14 protein-coding genes are annotated in these 17554 nt (G+C 69.8%); 4 read left to right on the forward strand and 10 right to left on the reverse strand.

Annotated elements, in window-relative coordinates; all coding sequences use genetic code 11:
* Positions 1–3: 3 nt before the first annotated feature.
* Genes ruvX through ACWCQ6_RS09470 form a run of 4 tightly spaced genes read right to left on the reverse strand, consistent with a single transcriptional unit; the run spans position 4 to position 3962 of the window.
* Positions 4–489 (reverse strand): Holliday junction resolvase RuvX, encoded by a 486-nt coding sequence (gene ruvX / locus ACWCQ6_RS09455; RefSeq protein WP_451087137.1) that lies wholly within the window; start codon positions 487–489, stop codon positions 4–6.
* The gene (gene alaS / locus ACWCQ6_RS09460; protein WP_451087139.1) at positions 486–3155 is read right to left on the reverse strand and encodes an alanine--tRNA ligase; all 2670 of its coding nucleotides are present in this window, start codon (positions 3153–3155) and stop codon (positions 486–488) included. Before alaS ends, ruvX begins: the two co-directional genes overlap by 4 nt.
* The gene (locus tag ACWCQ6_RS09465; RefSeq protein ID WP_451087141.1) at positions 3155–3517 is read right to left on the reverse strand and encodes a DUF6167 family protein; all 363 of its coding nucleotides are present in this window, start codon (positions 3515–3517) and stop codon (positions 3155–3157) included. The genes alaS and ACWCQ6_RS09465 overlap by 1 nt, the downstream gene beginning before the upstream one ends.
* Positions 3518–3524: 7 nt before the next feature.
* Positions 3525–3962 (reverse strand): DUF948 domain-containing protein, encoded by a 438-nt coding sequence (locus ACWCQ6_RS09470; RefSeq protein ID WP_451087330.1) that lies wholly within the window; start codon positions 3960–3962, stop codon positions 3525–3527.
* Between the two features lie 314 nt (positions 3963–4276).
* Here ACWCQ6_RS09470 and ACWCQ6_RS09475 point away from each other — a divergent pair, with 314 nt between their 5' ends.
* Positions 4277–6379, forward strand: a complete 2103-nt coding sequence (locus ACWCQ6_RS09475) for an ATP-binding protein (RefSeq protein WP_451087143.1) — start codon at positions 4277–4279, stop codon at positions 6377–6379.
* A gap of 27 nt (positions 6380–6406) precedes the next feature.
* Here ACWCQ6_RS09475 and rpsD read toward each other — a convergent pair whose 3' ends face one another.
* Positions 6407–7021 (reverse strand): 30S ribosomal protein S4, encoded by a 615-nt coding sequence (gene rpsD, locus ACWCQ6_RS09480; protein ID WP_072484525.1) that lies wholly within the window; start codon positions 7019–7021, stop codon positions 6407–6409.
* Between the two features lie 188 nt (positions 7022–7209).
* On the opposite strand from rpsD, the gene ACWCQ6_RS09485 reads away from it, so the two are divergent.
* Positions 7210–7911 carry a DUF2470 domain-containing protein gene (locus ACWCQ6_RS09485; protein ID WP_451087145.1) on the forward strand — a complete coding sequence of 234 codons (702 nt, stop codon included), beginning with the start codon at positions 7210–7212 and terminating at the stop codon, positions 7909–7911.
* A 25-nt stretch (positions 7912–7936) separates the two neighbouring features.
* On the opposite strand, the gene ACWCQ6_RS09490 is transcribed toward ACWCQ6_RS09485, so the two are convergent.
* The 4 genes from ACWCQ6_RS09490 to ACWCQ6_RS09505 all read right to left on the reverse strand — a co-directional run bounded on the left by ACWCQ6_RS09490 (position 7937) and on the right by ACWCQ6_RS09505 (position 12462).
* A complete protein-coding gene (locus ACWCQ6_RS09490; protein WP_451087147.1) occupies positions 7937–9319 on the reverse strand; it encodes a replication-associated recombination protein A in 1383 nt (460 codons plus the stop codon).
* Positions 9320–9389: 70 nt separating this feature from the next.
* Positions 9390–10025 (reverse strand): vitamin K epoxide reductase family protein, encoded by a 636-nt coding sequence (locus tag ACWCQ6_RS09495; protein ID WP_451087149.1) that lies wholly within the window; start codon positions 10023–10025, stop codon positions 9390–9392.
* Between the two features lie 474 nt (positions 10026–10499).
* Positions 10500–11762 carry a histidine--tRNA ligase gene (hisS, locus tag ACWCQ6_RS09500; protein WP_451087151.1) on the reverse strand — a complete coding sequence of 421 codons (1263 nt, stop codon included), beginning with the start codon at positions 11760–11762 and terminating at the stop codon, positions 10500–10502.
* A gap of 13 nt (positions 11763–11775) precedes the next feature.
* Positions 11776–12462, reverse strand: coding sequence for an MBL fold metallo-hydrolase (locus ACWCQ6_RS09505; protein WP_451087153.1), 687 nt, complete (start codon positions 12460–12462; stop codon positions 11776–11778).
* Positions 12463–12611: 149 nt separating this feature from the next.
* On the opposite strand from ACWCQ6_RS09505, the gene ACWCQ6_RS09510 reads away from it, so the two are divergent.
* Positions 12612–13400, forward strand: a complete 789-nt coding sequence (locus tag ACWCQ6_RS09510; protein WP_451087155.1) for a peptidylprolyl isomerase — start codon at positions 12612–12614, stop codon at positions 13398–13400.
* 199 nt (positions 13401–13599) lie between these two features.
* On the forward strand, positions 13600–14829 hold the full coding sequence (locus ACWCQ6_RS09515; RefSeq protein WP_451087157.1) for a DUF349 domain-containing protein: 1230 nt from the start codon (positions 13600–13602) through the stop codon (positions 14827–14829).
* Between the two features lie 71 nt (positions 14830–14900).
* Here ACWCQ6_RS09515 and ACWCQ6_RS09520 read toward each other — a convergent pair whose 3' ends face one another.
* Entirely contained in the window at positions 14901–17480 is a 2580-nt protein-coding gene (locus tag ACWCQ6_RS09520; RefSeq protein WP_451087159.1) for a RelA/SpoT family protein, read from the reverse strand.
* Between the last annotated feature and the right edge of the window lie 74 nt (positions 17481–17554).

Here is a 17554-nt window from a genome sequence, read left to right on the forward strand (position 1 = left end):
CGATCAGGCCACCACTTCGACGCCTTCGCCGGGGGCCCTGCCCGACGCTCGTTCGGACTCCAGAGCGTTCTGAAGGATCACCACAGCGGCAGCTTGGTCGATGACGGATCGGCCTTTCTTGGACTTCACGCCCGAAGCGCGCAGCCCTTGACTGGCCGTCACTGTGGTCATCCTCTCGTCCACCAACCGCACCGGAATGGGTGCGACCGCGCGTGCGACCTCCTGCGCGAAGAGCCGGATCTTGGCCGCGGCGGGTCCTTCACCGCCGCCGAGGGACCGCGGCAGGCCGATGATGATCTCGATCGGCTCGTACTCCTCGACGATCTGCCCGAGCCGCCGGTGGGCCGCCGGGACATCACGTCCCGGAACGGTCTCCACCGGCGTGGCGAGGATCCCGTCGGGGTCGCACGAGGCGACCCCGATCCGGGCGTCCCCGACATCGATCGCGAGACGGCGACCGCGGCGCATCTGCGTCATCCCCGTCGTCACGCCGTCTCGGTGACGAGGCGTTCGACGGCGGACACGGCGGCGCCGATGGCCTCCGGGTCCTGGCCGCCGCCCTGGGCGACGTCGGGCTTGCCGCCGCCACCGCCGCCGAGGGTCTTGGCCGCGGTGCGGACCAGGTCACCGGCCTTGAGACCGCGCTCGCGGGCGGTCTCGTTGGTCGCGATGACGGTCAGCGGGCGGCCGTTCGCCGTGGTGAACAGGGCCACGACGGCCGGGCGGCCGCCCTGGATGCGGCCACGGACGTCGAGAACGAGCTTGCGCAGGTCGTCGGCGGACGTGCCGTCGGGGACCTGGCCGGTGACCAGGGCGACGCCGCGTACGTCCTTGGCGGACTCTGCCAGTCCGGCGGCGGCCTGGAGGACCTTCTCCGCGCGGAACTTCTCGATCTCCTTCTCGGCATCCTTCAGCTTGCCGAGCATTCCGGCGATCTTCTCCGGGAGCTCCTCGGGACGCCCCTTGACCAGCTCCTGGAGCTGGGCGACGACCGTGTGCTCCTTGGCGAGGAAGTTGTACGCGTCGACGCCGACGAGAGCCTCGATACGCCGCACACCGGAACCGATGGACGACTCGCCGAGCAGCTTCACCAGACCCAGCTGGGCGGTGTTGTGGACGTGCGTACCGCCGCAGAGCTCCTTGGAGAAGTCCCCGATGGTGACGACCCGGACCCGCTCCCCGTACTTCTCGCCGAACTCGGCGATGGCACCCTGCTTCTTGGCCTCGTCGATCGACATGACCTCGGCCTGGACGTCGAGTTCGCGCGAGAGCACGTCGTTGATCTTCTGCTCGACGTCGGTCATGACCGAGCCGGGAACGGCGTTCGGCGAGCCGAAGTCGAAGCGGAAGCGGCCGGGCTGGTTCTCGGAACCGGCCTGGGCGGCCGTCGGGCCGAGCGCGTCGCGCAGGGCCTGGTGCGTGAGGTGCGTGGCGGAGTGGGCGCGGGCGATGGCGCGGCGGCGCTTGACGTCGATCGAGGCGAAGACCGGAGCGCCGACGGTGACCTCACCGACCTGGACGACACCCTTGTGGACGTGGACGCCGGGGACCGGCTTCTGGACGTCGCGGACCTCGATGACGGCGCCGGTGTCGAGCCTGATCCGGCCCTGGTCGGCGATCTGGCCGCCGCCCTCGGCATAGAACGGGGTGCGGTCGAGCACGACCTCGACCTCGTCGCCCTCGGACGCGGCCGGGGAGGACACCCCGTCGACGAGGAGGCCGACGATGGTCGACTCCCCCTCGGTGGCGGTGTAGCCGGTGAAGTCGGTGGTGCCGGAGTTGTCGGCGACCTCGCGGTAGGCGGACAGGTCGGCATGACCGGTCTTCTTGGCGCGGGCGTCCGCCTTGGCGCGCTCCCGCTGCTCCTTCATCAGGCGGCGGAAGCCCTCCTCGTCCACCGAGAGACCCTGTTCGGCGGCCATCTCCAGGGTGAGGTCGATCGGGAAGCCCCAGGTGTCGTGGAGCAGGAACGCCTTGTCTCCGGCGAGGACCCTGCCACCGGCGGCCTTGGTCTCGGTGACGGCGGTGTCGAGGATGTTGGTGCCGCCCTTGAGCGCCTTGAGGAAGGCGGCCTCCTCGGCGAGGGCGACGGTCTCGATGCGCTTGCGGTCGGTGATCAGCTCCGGGTACTGCTGCCCCATCGTCTCGATCACGACGTCGACCAGGTCCTTGACGACCGGTCCTTCGGCACCCATCAGGCGCATGTTGCGGACGGCGCGGCGCATGATGCGGCGCAACACGTAGCCGCGGCCCTCGTTGCCCGGCGTCACGCCGTCACCGATGAGCATCACGGAGGTACGGATGTGGTCGGCGACCACACGCATCGAGACGTCGGAGTCGTGCTTGTCGCCGTAGCGGACACCGGTCAGCTCGGTCGCCCTGTCCATGACGACGCGCAGGGTGTCGGTCTCGTACATGTTCTGTACGCCCTGCAGGATCATGGCGAGGCGCTCCAGGCCCAGACCCGTGTCGATGTTCTTCGACGGCAGGTCGCCGAGGATCGGGAAGTCTTCCTTGCCGTCACCGGCGCCACGCTCGAACTGCATGAAGACCAGGTTCCAGATCTCCACGTACCGCTCGTCGTTGACGGCGGGGCCGCCCTCGACACCGAACTCGGGGCCGCGGTCGTAGTTGATCTCGGAGCAGGGACCGCAGGGTCCGGGGACACCCATGGACCAGAAGTTGTCCTTCTTGCCCAGGCGCTGGATGCGCTCGGCGGGAACGCCGATCTTCTCGCGCCAGATCTGCTCGGCCTCGTCGTCGTCGAGGTAGACCGTGATCCACAGCCGCTCGGGGTCGAGGCCGTAGCCGCCGTCCGCCACGGAGTTGGTGAGCAGCTCCCAGGCGTAGCTGATGGCCCCTTCCTTGAAGTAGTCGCCGAAGGAGAAGTTGCCGCACATCTGGAAGAACGTGCCGTGTCGGGTGGTCTTGCCGACCTCTTCGATGTCCGGCGTACGCACGCACTTCTGCACGCTGGTGGCGCGCGGGGCGGGCGGCTTCGTCTCACCGAGGAAGTACGGTTTGAAGGGAACCATGCCCGCGTTGACGAGCAGCAGAGTCGGGTCGTCCGCGATGAGCGACGCCGAAGGGACGACGGTGTGACCGCGCTCCTCGAAGAAGCTCAGCCAGCGGCGACGAATTTCAGCCGACTCCATCAGTGGTCCTCATTCCGGTTGTACGACGTGTAGGGGAGCTTGCGGTATTGGGTGGCCTCTGGAGACCTGCCGGGTCCGACGGGCTCGGACGCCTCGATGACGAAGTGCGGCCGGACCGGGAGGTCCTGGTCGACCGGTGCCGCCAGACCCAGCGCCTCGCCCAGTTCGGCTTCGCGGCGGGCCATGGACTCGCGGACGTCCAGGGCGAAGTCCTTGAGCTTGTGCCCCGTCTCGATCGCCTTGTCGGCGGCCTGCGCCGCGAGGCTCTCGGGGGTCAGCTGCTTGAGCTTCCGGTTGACCTTCGTGGTGGCCCAGACACCGGCGGCGGCACCGGCGGTGAACCAGAACGTACGGCGGAACATGGCTGCGTCAGTCCTTCGATCCGCGGGAGCTTCTGCCGTTGCGCTTCCTGCCGCGCGCGGACGGCACGGTGCGGCCGACGATCACCGAACGGCGGGCGGGTTCCGGTTCGGGGGCGGCCTTGCGACCGATGGCCCGCCGCACCCCGTAGCCGAACGCGGCGACCTTGACGAGCGGGCCGCCGAAGGTCGAGGCGACGGTGGTGGAGAGTGCGGAGGCGTTCGAGGTGACTTCCTGGACGTCCGACGCGATCGCATCGACCTTGTCGAGCTGGGTCTGCGCGGACCGCACGGTGGCGGAGGCGTCGGCGAGCAGCGGGACGGCCTGCTCGGTCACGTCCGCCACGAGCTTGGTGGTCGCCCTGAGCGTCTGGGCCAGCCTCACCAGCACGACGGCGAGGAACGAAACCAGGATCGCCCAGAAGACGGCCACCAGGATCCCGGCCACCTCTCCACCGGACACAGTGCACCGCTCTCTAGCTTGTCGCTGTCTCTGTACTGTCTCTGTCAGTCTCTGCTCGGTCCGCCGACGGCCGTCGCAACGGCCGGTCGTCGTTCCTTGAGCCTATCGCGCCGGTGGTCTCGCCCCGTACCGCATTACCGGCGGGAGGGGCGGGCGTTGCCATAAGGAGATTGTACGGAGAGCTGCCTTGCCAGTACTCTGCGTGTTTCATGCGACGCCCCCAGCGCCCCATTCCGTCCCCCCACGGTCCGAGTGCCCCCACCACCTTCGGAAGCCTCCCGGCGGAACTGAACAGATTCGTGGGACGCGAGAACGATCTCGTCCGTCTCGCTCAGCTACTGGACGAGTCCAGGCTCGTCACCATGGTCGGCGTGGGCGGCGTGGGCAAGACCCGCTGCGCCTCCAGGATCGCCGCGCTTCTGGAGAAACGGTACTGCGACGGTGTCCGGATGGCCGAGCTCTCCGACATCCACGACCCCGAACTGCTGGAACACACCCTGGTCGACGCCCTCGGGCTCACCGATCACACCACCAGGCCACCCCGCACGACCCTCGTCGAGCACTTGGCCGGACGCCGGCTCCTACTGGTGGTCGACGGCTTCGAACACCTCGTGGACGCCTGCGCCGAACTGATACGGGAACTGCTGCGCCGGGCCCCGGGGCTGCGGGTCCTGGCCGTCGGGCGGCTGCCGCTGGAGCTGGACGGGGAGCTCGTGTTCCCGCTCGCTCCGATGACGGACGAGGACGCGATGCTGCTCTTCACGGAGCGGGCCGTCGCCGTACGGCCGGACTTCCGGCTGACCGACGACAACCGCGCGACCACCCTCGAACTGTGCCGCCGCCTGGACGGAATCCCGCTCGCCCTGGAACTGGCCGCCGGGCGGCTGCGCGCCCTGTCCGCCGTCCAGGTGCTACAACGCCTGGACGACCGCTTCCGGCTGCTGACCGGTTCGAGCCGCAGCGCGCCGGCGCGCCACCAGACCCTGCGCACGGCCATCGGCTGGAGCCACGAACTCTGCGCCCCGGAGCAGCGACTGCTCTGGGCGCGGCTCTCGGTGTTCGCCGGGCAGTTCGACCTGGAGGCCGTCGAATACATCTGCAGCGGCGCCGATCTGCCGGCCGAGTCGGTCCTCGATGTGCTCTCGGGGCTGCTGGCGCAGTCCGTCGTGCTGCGCGAGGACTCGGCGCACGGCGCCCGTTACCGGATGCTGGACACGGTCCGGGAGTACGGCGCCGAGTGGCTGGCGGCCACCGACGACACGGACCGGCTGCGGCGCCGCCACCGGGACTGGTACCTGGGGCTCGCGACCTGGTGCGAGCTCGACTGGTTCAGCCCGCGGCAGGCCGATGTGGCGGCCCGGGCCGAGAGCGCGCTGCCGAATCTGCGGCGGGCGATGGAGTTCTCACTGGAGAGCCCGGACGAGGCCCATCTCGCGCAGTACCTGGCGGGCACCCTGTGGTTCCTCTGGGTGGGCTGCGGGCGGCTCTCGGAGGGCCGGCACTGGCTGGACCACGTGCTGGAGGAGGAGACCCCGTACGACTCCTCGCGGCTGAAGGCGCTGTGGGTGCTCGGGTACGTGGCGGTGCTCCAGGGCGACCCGATCGGTGCGGTCTCCGCACTGCAGGAGTGCCGGGACGAGGCGGAGCGGGCCGGCGACTCCACGGCGCTCGCGTACGCGGTGCACCGAACGGGATGTCTGGCGCTGGTGACCGACGACATGACGCGGGCTCAGGAGCTGCTGGGCGACGCGCTGCGTCGCTACCGGGAGCTCGGCGAGCTGAACAGCAATGTCCTCATGGCCCAGATCGAGCTGGCGATGGCGGTCGGATTCCACGGGGACCTGGACGGGGCGGCCGCCATCTGCGAAGAGGTCAGGGAGATCTGCGAGGACCACGGGGAGCGGTGGGCGCTGTCGTACGCACTGTACGTGCTGGCCTTCGCGGCATTGCAGCGCGGCCGGCCGGACCGGGCCCGGGAACTTCTCGGGCAGTCGCTGGCGATCAGCCACACCTTCCACGATCTGCTCGGAACGGTGCTCGCCCTGGAGCTGCTGGCGCTGGTCACGGCCGTCGAAGGCGATGCGGCGGAGGCGGCGGTGCTCCAGGGGGCGGCCGACCGGATCTGGCCGTCGGTGGGGCTGCCGCTGTTCGGATCGACGCACTACGGGCAGCCACGGGCTCGCTGCGAGGAGCTGGCGCGGCGGGAGCTGGGCGACGCCCGATACGAGTCGGGGCTGTGCACGGGCGGCCGACTGGATACGGACGCGGCAGTGGCCAGGGCTCTGGCGAGCGATCCGGCAAACCGCCGGGAGACTCCGGAGCGACGGCCGGGAACGCCACCGGCCCGCTGGGAGAACGCGGAGGCCCGCCGCCTCCCGTACGTCCGGGAGGGGCGGGCCTGAGCGCTGGTGAGAGCGGCTACGCCCGGATCAGCGGGCGTAGTACTCGACGACGAGCTGCTCGTCGCAGATGACGGGGATTTCCTTGCGGTTCGGGTCCCGGTCAAGGCGGAAGGCCAGGGCCTTCAGGTTCACCTGCAGGTAGCGCGGGGTCTCGCCGTCGGGGGCGTAGCCACCCTCGCGGGCCACCTGGAAGGGGTGCTTGTCGCGGCTGCGCTCGCGGACCATCACGATGTCGTCGGGACGGACGCGGAACGACGGCTTGTCGACCTTGCCACCGTTGACCTCGATGTGACCGTGCACGACCATCTGACGGGCCTGGTAGATGGTGCGGGCGATGCCCGAACGCAGGACCAGCGCGTCGAGACGGCGCTCGAGCTCGACGACCAGCGCCTCGCCCGTCTTGCCCTCGGCCTTCTTGGCGCGGTCGTACGCGCGCGCCATCTGGCGCTCGCTGATGTCGTACTGGGCGCGCAGACGCTGCTTCTCCAGCAGACGGACCTTGTAGTCCGAGTTCTGCTTGCGACCCCGGCCGTGCTCGCCCGGCGGGTAGGGGCGGGCCTCGAAGTACTTGACGGCCTTCGGCGTCAGTGCGATGCCGAGCGCGCGGCTCTTCTTGACCTTGGGACGCGACTGGTTAGGCACGTTCTCCAGACCTCCGATGTAGGTTAGGTTAGGCTCACCTTACTTGAGGAGATCGCATGTCTCGCCCGGGGAACACCAGTCACATCACGGACAGCACTGACAGCGTCGACACCTCTCGGGGTGCCGATACGACGGAGGACCGATCAGATCGTGGTCAGCCGCGTCCCAGCGGGCTTGAAACCACTCGGATGCCGTCAGCAGCCGAGCGCACACGAACTCTCGTACAGAATACCTGCTCGTCGGTGCTGCTCGTCCCCGGGCTGGACGAGACCGACTCGGACCGGCTGATGCCGGTGACCAGAAGTGTCGGTCCGGACGGGGATCTGTTCCTGGAACTCCCTGCAGATTCCCAGGTCGCACGGGCAGCGACGCACGCCGAGGACGACGGGCCGACCGCTGTGCTGGAGATCACGGACGTCGCCCCGGTCTCCGTCCCGCACCGGATCCGCGGCCGCGCGTGGGTCTCGGGCCGGCTCACCACGGTACCCGGCATGGCCGGGCCCGGCCGGACGATGCTCCGGCTGGAGACGAACGAGGCGTACATCGACGACCTCTGGGGCGCGCAGGAGGTCGGGCCGGAGGAATTCCGGGACGCGGAGCCCGATCCACTGGCCGGGTACGAGACGGAGCTGCTGCAGCATCTGCACGCGGTCCACGGCGAGCAGGTGGCTTCGCTGTGCGGGCTGCTGGGCGAACGGGCGGCCGGTCGCTGCCCGGCCCATCTGCCGTCCGTCGTGCCGCTCGCGCTGGACCGGTACGGGCTGCGGCTGCGGCTGCGCGAGGCCGGGGGGCGGTGCTACGACGCGCGCTTCGAGTTCCCCGCTCCGGTGCGGGACATCGGCGAACTGCGCCAGGCCATGTACACCCTCTTCGAGGCGGCGGAGCACTGAACGGGGACGCGGCGGCCGCCCGCCCTCAGCTCTCGGACGGCCCGGAGCCGCCGTCGCCGGCCGTGCGGCCGAGCCGCTCGCGGACCCGCTCCACCACATCGGCGTAGCGCGCCTCCGCGCCGTAGCGCGTGGGCCGGTAATAGTGCTTGTCGCGGACCGCGGCCGGTGCGTACTGCTGGGCGGCGATCCCGCCGGGGACGTCGTGCGGATACACATAGCCCTGGGCGTGGCCCAGCTTGGCGGCGCCCTTGTAGTGGCCGTCGCGCAGATGGGGCGGGACGGGGCCCGCGAGCCCGTTGCGTACGTCCTCCTGGGCGGCGGAGATCGCAAGCGTCGCCGCGTTGGACTTGGGGGCGAGGGCCAGGGCGATGGTGGCATGGCTCAGGATGAGCGCCGCCTCCGGGAAACCGATCATGGCAACCGCCTGGGCGGCCGCCACGGCGGTGGGCAGCGCCGTGGGGTCGGCGAGGCCGATGTCCTCGCTGGCCGAGATCATCAGCCGCCGTCCGATGAAACGGGGGTCCTCCCCCGCCTCGATCATCCGGGCCAGATAGTGCAGCGCGGCATCCACGTCGGAACCGCGGATGGACTTGATGAGCGCGCTCGCCACGTCGTAGTGCTGGTCGCCGTCCCGGTCGTACTTGACGGCCGCGCGGTCGACGGTCTCCTCCAGGGTCAGGAGACTGATCTCCTTCTCCTGTTTGGACAGCGCGGCACCGGCCGCGGCCTCCAGTGCCGTCAGCGCCCGGCGGGCGTCGCCGCCCGCGATCCGCAGCAGATGCGCCTCGGCCTCCTCCGGCAGCGTCACCGCGCCGCCGAGCCCGCGCTCGTCGGCCAGAGCGCGCCCGAGCAGTCCGCGCAGATCGTCGTCGGTCAGCGATTCCAGGGTGAGCAGCAGTGAGCGGGAGAGCAGGGGCGAGATGATCGAGAAATACGGATTCTCGGTGGTCGCCGCGATCAGCGTCACCCAGCGGTTCTCCACGGCCGGGAGCAGGGAGTCCTGCTGTGCCTTGGAGAAGCGGTGGATCTCGTCGAGGAAGAGGACGGTCTCCTTGCCGTAGCCACCGGTGGCGCGGCGGGCGCCGTCGATGACGGCGCGGACCTCCTTGACGCCCGCGGTGATCGCGGAGAGCTCCACGAAGCGCTTGTTGGTGGCCTTGCTGACCACGTACGCCAGGGTGGTCTTCCCGATGCCGGGCGGGCCCCAGAGGATCACCGACGACGGGCCCGCCGGCCCGCCGTTCCCCTCGCCGACAAGGCGGCGCAGCGGCGAGCCCGGCTTGAGCAGATGCTGCTGGCCGACGACCTCGTCGAGGGTGCGCGGGCGCATCCGGACAGCCAGTGGGCTGCTGGACGGGTCCTTCTCCTGGCGGTCTTCGGCGGCTGCGGTAAAGAGGTCGGGCTCCACGTTTTGAAGCCTATGTCACGGCGCTGACATCCCTGCCGGGACCGGTCGCCCCGGAGGACGGGCGATCCGGTCAGCCGGTCCAGAAGTCCCACCAGCGGGTCAGGATCAGCATGCCGATGATGCCTGTCCACAGGACCGGGGGAACCCAGTGGAACTCCGTCAGGCCGTTGCGCAGCCAGTTCGGCGCGGGAATGATCCGGTGCTTGATGTTGTGCGTGGTGACGTAGCAGAACATGAAGATCGTGGCGACCCAGGCCAGGCAGCACCAGAGGCAGAGCGAGTTGATTTCGTAGAGCGACTGGTACTGGAGCCAGGTGCAGAAGCCGACGCCGAACAGAGTGCCGGCGTTCATCCCGAGCCAGTACCAGCTGCGGAAACGGGCGCCCGCGAGCAGGGCCAGTCCGATCCCGATGATCACGGGGTAGGTGGCCATGCCGAGCATCGGGTTCGGGAAGCCGAAGGCGGACGCCTGCTCGCTCGTCATGATGTTGCCGCACGCGACAACAGGGTTGATGCTGCACCCCGGTGTGAAGTTGGGGTCCTCCAGCAGCTTGAACTTGTCGATCGTGATGATCCAGGCGGCGAAGAGTCCGGCAGCGCCGGTGATCACCAGCAGCAGCGCCAGCGCCCGACTGCCGCCGATGGTCCTGTTCCCGCCGTCCTCGTCCTGTTCGGAGGAGGGTTGGTCAACCGCTGCAGTCGTCATATCGCCGTTCCATCAGTGAGTGGCCTGCTGGGCACGGACATTGTGCCGCACGACGGCACCGGTCCTCTGTTCGATGGACATAAAGGTGTGCTCAAGGTCTGCGCACGGCCGACCCGGAACTCAGAAGTCCGAAAGAGATTCGTGCGACGGCCGAACTCGCGACGGAGGTACGCGGTCTGAGGAAGCGCCGGGGCCAACTGTCCGCCGTCGACGCCCCGGACCTGGGATCGGACAGGGCGAAGACGTCGGGATCCAGGCGCCGGACAGGCCAGGGAGGAGCACGGCCGCGGCAGTCGTGCCGAGGGGGCCGTACCGGTGCCGAGCACCGGTACGGCCCGCACCGACCGCCGTTGACCTCCCGCACCAACATCGCCCGGGAGGGTGAATCCAAACACGCCGAGTTGACGCGATGGCTGCCCGGGAAGTGACCGGCGGAACGGGCATCCGCCCGCCGGCCACCCCGGGGCAGAACACCTAGGCCAGACGCTCGCGGATCGTCCCGGCCACGTCGTTCAGGGGTACGGGCGTTTGCTCACCGGACTCCATGTCCTTGAGCTGGACGACGCCCTCGGCCAGGTCCCGCTCGCCCGCGACGATCGTGAAGCGGGCTCCCGACCGGTTCGCGCTCTTCATCGCGCCCTTGAGGCCGCGGTTCCCGTACGCGAAGTCCGCAGCCACGCCCTCGCGGCGCAGCTGTGTGACGACGCCGAAGAGCACCCGGCGGGCCTCCTCGCCGAGCGGCACCGCGAAGACGCTGGTGGCGGCGGGCAGTTCGAGCTCGATGCCCTCCGCCTCCAGCGCGAGCACCGTACGGTCCACGCCGAGCGCCCACCCGACCGACGGGAGCGCCGGTCCGCCGATCATCTCGGACAGACCGTCGTAGCGGCCGCCACCGCCCACCGCGGACTGCGAGCCGAGTCCGTCGTGGACGAACTCGAAGGTGGTGCGGGTGTAGTAGTCGAGGCCGCGGACGAGCTTCTCGTCGTCCTCGTACACCACACCTGCCGCGGAGAGCAGGTCGCGCACCTCCTCGTGGTACGCCTTGCAGGCGTCGCAGAGGTAGTCGCGCAGCACCGGGGCGCCGGCCAGCTGCTTCTGCACCTCGGGCCGCTTGTCGTCGAGGACCCGAAGCGGGTTGATCTCGATGCGGCGGCGGGTCTCCTCGTCCAGGTCGAGCTCGCGCAGGAAGCCCTGGAGCGCGTCCCGGTAGACGGGGCGGCACTCCTTGTCGCCCAGCGAGTTGAGCAGGATGCGGAAGTTCCGCAGGCCGAGCGCGCGGTACGCCTGGTCGGCCAGGATGATCAGCTCGGCGTCCAGCGCCGGGTCCTCGGCGCCGATCGCCTCGGCACCGACCTGCGAGAAGTGCCGGTAACGGCCCTTCTGCGGGCGCTCGTAGCGGTAGTACGAGCCGGAGTACCACAGCTTCACGGGCAGGTTGCCGAGCTTGTGGAGGTTGGCCTCCAGTGCGGCGCGGAGCACGGAGGCGGTGCCCTCGGGGCGGAGTGCCAGCTGGGAACCGCCCTTGGTCGTGAGGGTGTACATCTCCTTGGTCACGATGTCGGTGGATTCACCGACACCGCGCGAGAAGAGGGCGACGTCCTCGAAGCCGGGGGTCTCGATATAGCCGTAGCCGGAGTTCTTCAGGGGCGCGGCGATGGCCTCGCGCACCGCGAGGTACTTGGCGGAGTCGGGCGGGGTCAGGTCGTACGTGCCCTTGGGGGCCTTGAAAGTGCTCACGGGATGTCTCTCGTCACATTCCTCGTCGGGGCGCGTCCATACCGTGCAGATACGGATTCGAGGCGCGCTCGCGGCCGATGGTCGTCTGGGGGCCGTGGCCGGACAGCACCACGGTCGAGTCGTCGAGCGGCAGGCACACACGGGCCAGCGACTCGAGCAGCTCGGCGTGGTCGCCACCGGGCAGGTCGGTGCGTCCGACGGAGCCGGCGAAGAGCAGGTCGCCCGAGAAGAGGATCTGCGGAACATCCGCGGCCTCGGGCATCCTGAACGTCACCGACCCCTTGGTATGGCCGGGCGCATGCGCGACACCGAACTCCAGACCGGCCAGCTTCAGCAGGGCGCCGTCGCTCAGCTCCTTGACGTCGTCCGGCTCCCCGATCGTCAGCTCGCCCATGAGCGGCATCCCGATGGAGCGGCCGAGGGCCTTCTCCGGGTCGCTCATCATGTACCGGTCGTCCGGGTGGATCCAGGCGGGGACGTCGTGCGCGCCGCACACCGGGACGACCGAGGCGACATGGTCGATGTGGCCGTGGGTCAGTACGACGGCGACGGGCTTCAGCCGATGCTTCTTCAGCGCTTCCTCGACTCCGGCCGCGGCCTGGTGGCCCGGGTCGATGATCACGCACTCCTCGCCTGCGGCCGGGGCGACCAGATAACAGTTGGTCCCCCAGGCCCCTGCGGGGAACCCGGCAATGAGCACGATCGTCCTTAATGGTCGTCCGACGGCGGATTGCGACTGAGAAGGTCGCGGCAGTTCAGAGCCTACCGGCGCTCCTCATTCCACAGCTAACCCATATACGGTACGGGGCAGCCAAGGCCTCATCACACGACCTACAAGGAGATCACCCGGTGGTCAGCAGCGATCAGCGGCGGCGGCAGCTCGCCAGGGAGAAGTTCGAGCGGCAGCAGCAGCGCCGGGAGGAGGCCCGCCGCAGGACGAGGCGGCTGACGATCATCATCACGTCCGCGGTGGCCGTGGTGGCGGTCATCGGTGTGGGCTCCTATCTCGCCCTCGACGGCGACGGCAAGAAGGACAAGGCGGACGCCTCCGCGAGCGCGAGCCCTTCGGAGAGCGCGTCGCCGAAGGAGAGCGAGGCGCCCGAGCCCGCGATGAAGATCGACAAGAAGGCCGAGTACACGATGTCGCTCAAGACGAGCCAGGGCGACATCGCGTTCACGATGGACGCGGGGAAGACGCCGCGCACCACGAACTCCTTCAAGTCGCTGGCCGACAAGGGCTTCTTCGACGGTACGAAGTGCCACCGCCTCACCACGCAGGGCATCTTCGTCCTGCAGTGCGGCGACCCCAAGGGCGACGGCACGGGCGGCCCCGGCTACACGATCCCGGACGAGAACCTGACCGCGCTGGGCAAGGCCGGCCAGGACGGCACGGTCACCTACCCCGCGGGCACGGTGGCGATGGCGAACACCGGCCAGCCGCACACCGGTGGCAGCCAGTTCTTCCTGGTGTACAAGGACAGCAAGCTGCCGCCCACCTACACCCCGTTCGGCACGATGGACGACGCCTCGCTGAAGGCCGTCAAGGACATCGGTGCGGCGGGCGCGGAGGGCGGCGCCCCCGACGGTGCGCCGAAGAAGGCAGTGAACATCTCGAAGGCCGCCGTCGACAAGTCGTGACCGGCTCGGGGCGGCCTGACCGGGCCGTCCGGTGACGACGGGCGCGGGCCGGATTTTTTTCGGCGGCGCTGAGTGCGGACAGCCGGGCGGCCGGTCGCCTAGATTGGCGTTGTGCAGGGCGGGCGCTGCCCGCCCCAGGAAACTGTGGACGATGCCAGAGGGGCGAACCCTCTCGCGGGCATCAGGTGGAGGAGGCGCTGTGAGCAGCGACCCGTGGGGCCGTGTCGATGAGACCGGCACCGTGTACGTGCGGACAGCCGACGGCGAGCAGGTCGTCGGATCGTGGCAGGCGGGTTCCCCCGAGGAGGCTCTGGCCTACTTCGAGCGCAAGTACGAGGGCATTGTGGTCGAGATCGGCCTCCTCGAACGGCGGGTGAAGACCACCGACCTGTCGGCGAAGGACGCGACGACCGCCATCGAGCATCTGCGTCTGCAGGTGGACGAGCATCACGCCGTCGGTGACCTCGACGCGCTGCGCAAGCGGCTCGACGCGCTCGTCGCGACGGTCGAATCGCGGCGTGAGGAGCGCAGGGCCCAGAAGGCGAAGCAGACCGACGAGGCGAAGCACGCCAAGGAGGCGCTGGTCGCCGAGGCCGAGGAGCTGGCACAGAGCGAGCAGTGGCGCTCCGCGGGCGAGCGGCTCCGTGCGCTCGTCGACACGTGGAAGAGCCTGCCTCGGCTCGACCGCAAGTCCGACGACGAGCTGTGGCACCGCTTCTCGCACGCCCGCTCGGCGTTCTCCAAGCGCCGCAAGGCCCACTTCGCATCGCTGGACGCCCAGCGCGAGGAGGCCCGCAAGGCCAAGGAGAAGCTGGTCACCGAGGCGGAGTCGCTCTCCGGTTCCACGGACTGGGGGGCCACCGCCGCCCGCTACCGCGACCTGATGACGGAGTGGAAGGCGGCGGGCCGCGCCCAGCGCGAGGCCGAGGACGATCTGTGGAACCGCTTCCGCGGTGCCCAGGACGTCTTCTTCGCCGCCCGCAGCGAGGTCTTCGCCGAGCGGGACGCGGAGCAGGGCGAGAACCTCAAGCTCAAGGAGGAGCTCGCGGTCGAGGCCGAGCGGCTGGTGCCGGTGAAGGACCTGAAAGCGGCCAGGGCCGCGTTCCGGGCCATCAACGAGCGCTGGGAGGCCATCGGCCACGTACCGCGTGACGCCCGCCCGAAGGTCGAGGGGCGGATGCACGCGGTGGAGCGGGCGCTCCAGGAGGCCGAGGAGTCGGAGTGGCGGCGGACGAACCCCGAGGCGCGGGCGCGCGCCGAGGGCCTGACCGGTCAGCTCCAGGCGGCCGTGGACAAGCTGCGTACGCAGATCGACACGGCCCGCGCCTCGGGCAACAACGCCCGCGCCGACAAGCTGGCCAAGGAGCTCGAGGGCCGGCAGGCGCTGCTGGACCAGGCGCTCAAGGGCCTTGAGGAGTTCGGCGGCTGAGGCCCTGAGGCACGCACCGCACAGGAAAGGGGCTCCCGTACATGGCGTACGGGAGCCCCTTTTCGTCTGTGTCACGGCCTGCGGGCCGAGGTCACCCGGTAGACGTCGTAGACGCCCTCCACGCCCCGCACCGCCTTCAGCACGTGGCCGAGGTGCTTCGGGTCGCCCATCTCGAAGGTGAAGCGCGAGGTGGCCACCCGGTCACGGGAGGTCTGGACGGCCGCCGACAGGATGTTGACGTGCTGGTCGGACAGGACGCGGGTGACGTCCGAGAGCAGCCGGGACCGGTCGAGGGCCTCGACCTGGATGGCGACCAGGAAGACCGAGGACTGGGTCGGCGCCCACTCGACGTCCAGGATGCGTTCCGGCTGCTGCGACAACGAGTCGACGTTGACACAGTCGGCGCGGTGCACGGAGACGCCGCTGCCCCGGGTGACGAAGCCGATGATCGGGTCGCCGGGGACGGGTGTGCAGCAGCGGGCCAGTTTGACCCAGACGTCCTCGACGCCCTTGACGACCACGCCCGGATCGGCGTTGGACCGGCGCTTGCCGCGGCTGCGCGAGGGCGGCGAGCTCTCCGCGATGTCCTCGTTGGCCTCGTCCTCGCCGCCGAGCGCCTGGACCAGCTTCTGCACGACTCCGGCGGCCGCGACATGACCCTCGCCGATCGCCGCGTACAGGGACGAGATGTCGGGATAGCGCATCTCGTGGGCGAGGGTGACCAGGGAGTCGCCGGTCAGGATGCGCTGGATCGGCAGGTTCTGCTTGCGCATGGCGCGCGCGATGGCGTCCTTGCCCTGCTCGATGGCCTCGTCGCGGCGCTCCTTGGAGAACCAGGCGCGGATCTTGTTGCGGGCGCGGGGGGACTTGACGAAGCCCAGCCAGTCCCGGGAGGGCCCGGCGCCGGCCGCCTTCGAGGTGAAGACCTCCACCAGATCGCCGTTGTCCAGCGTCGATTCGAGCGGTACGAGCCGCCCGTTGACCCGTGCTCCTATCGTCCGGTGGCCGACCTCCGTGTGCACCGCGTATGCGAAGTCGACCGGGGTCGCCCCCGCGGGCAGCGCTATGACGTCGCCCTTGGGCGTGAAGACGAAGACCTCGTTGCGGGAGAGGTCGAAGCGCAGCGACTCCAGGAACTCGCCGGGGTCCTCGGTCTCCTTCTGCCAGTCCAGGAGCTGGCGCAGCCATGCCATGTCGTTGACGGTGTCCTGGCTCCGGCCGCCGCCCGTGTTCTTGGGGACGTCGGTGCGGACCTTGGAGGCGCCCGCGACGGCCTCCTGCTTGTACTTCCAGTGCGCGGCGATGCCGTACTCGGCTCGGCGGTGCATGTCGAAGGTGCGGATCTGCAGCTCGACGGGCTTGCCGCTGGGACCGATCACCGTGGTGTGCAGCGACTGGTACATGTTGAACTTGGGCATCGCGATGTAGTCCTTGAACCGGCCGGGGACCGGATTCCACCGCGCGTGGACGGTGCCGAGCGCCGCGTAGCAGTCGCGGACGGTGTCGACGAGGACCCTGATGCCCACCAGGTCGTAGATCTCGGCGAAGTCCCGGCCCCGCACGATCATCTTCTGGTAGACGCTGTAGTAGTGCTTCGGCCGTCCCGTGACGGTGGCCTTGATCCGGGCTGCGCGCAGGTCGGCCTGGACCTCGTCGGTCACTATGGCGAGGTATTCGTCGCGCTTGGGGGCCCGCTCGGCGACCAGACGCACGATCTCGTCGTACATCTTGGGGTAGAGGATCGCGAAGGCGAGGTCCTCCAGCTCCCACTTGATGGTGTTCATGCCCAGGCGGTGCGCCAGCGGGGCGTAGATCTCAAGCGTCTCGCGGGCCTTCTTCTCCTGCTTCTCCCGCTTGAGGTAGCGCATGGTGCGCATGTTGTGCAGCCGGTCGGCGAGCTTGATGACGAGGACCCGGGGGTCCTTGGCCATGGCGACGACCATCTTGCGTACGGTCTCGGCCTGGGCGGCCTCGCCGAACTTGACCTTGTCCAGCTTGGTGACGCCGTCGACGAGCAGGGCGACCTGGTCGCCGAAGTCCCGGCGCAGGGTGTCCAAGCCGTACTCGGTGTCCTCGACCGTGTCGTGCAGCAGCCCGGCCATCAGCGTGGCCGGGTCCATGCCCAGCTCGGCGAGGATGGTCGTGACGGCGAGCGGATGCGTGATGTACGGGTCGCCGCTCTTGCGCTTCTGGCCGCGGTGCCAGCGCTCGGCGACCTGGTAGGCCCGCTCGATCTGGCGCAGTGTGGCCGTCTCGATCTTGGGGTCGTTGCTGCGGACGATGCGCAGCAACGGTTCGAGCACCGGGTTGTACGGGCTGGAGCGCTGCACGCCGAGGCGGGCCAGCCTGGCCCTCACCCGGTTGGACGAACCGCCGGAGCGTGTCGTGGGGGCGCTCGACGGCACCGGCCTGGCCGCGGGCTTCGCGGGGGGCTTCGGGGCCGACGCGGCCGCGGAGGCGGGTGCGGCCGGCTGTGCGGCGGAAGCGGGTGCTCCCCCGGCTGCCGGGGCGCCCGCCCGGTCCGGGCCCTTGCCGGGATCGGGGGCCGGGGGCTTCGGCTTGTCCGCGGGCTGCTTCTTCCCGGGCGTGGCTGAGGCCGCCGCGGGCTCGTCGGGCTGCGGGGCGGCGACTGGCTGGGCCTCGTCTGGCAAGAGCGCTCCTCGTGCGGATCCGGGTACCCGGAGAGGCCATCGTATCGACCCTGCGGCCGGTCCTCCCCCGGGGA

The organism is Streptomyces sp. NPDC001880 (assembly GCF_053594575.1).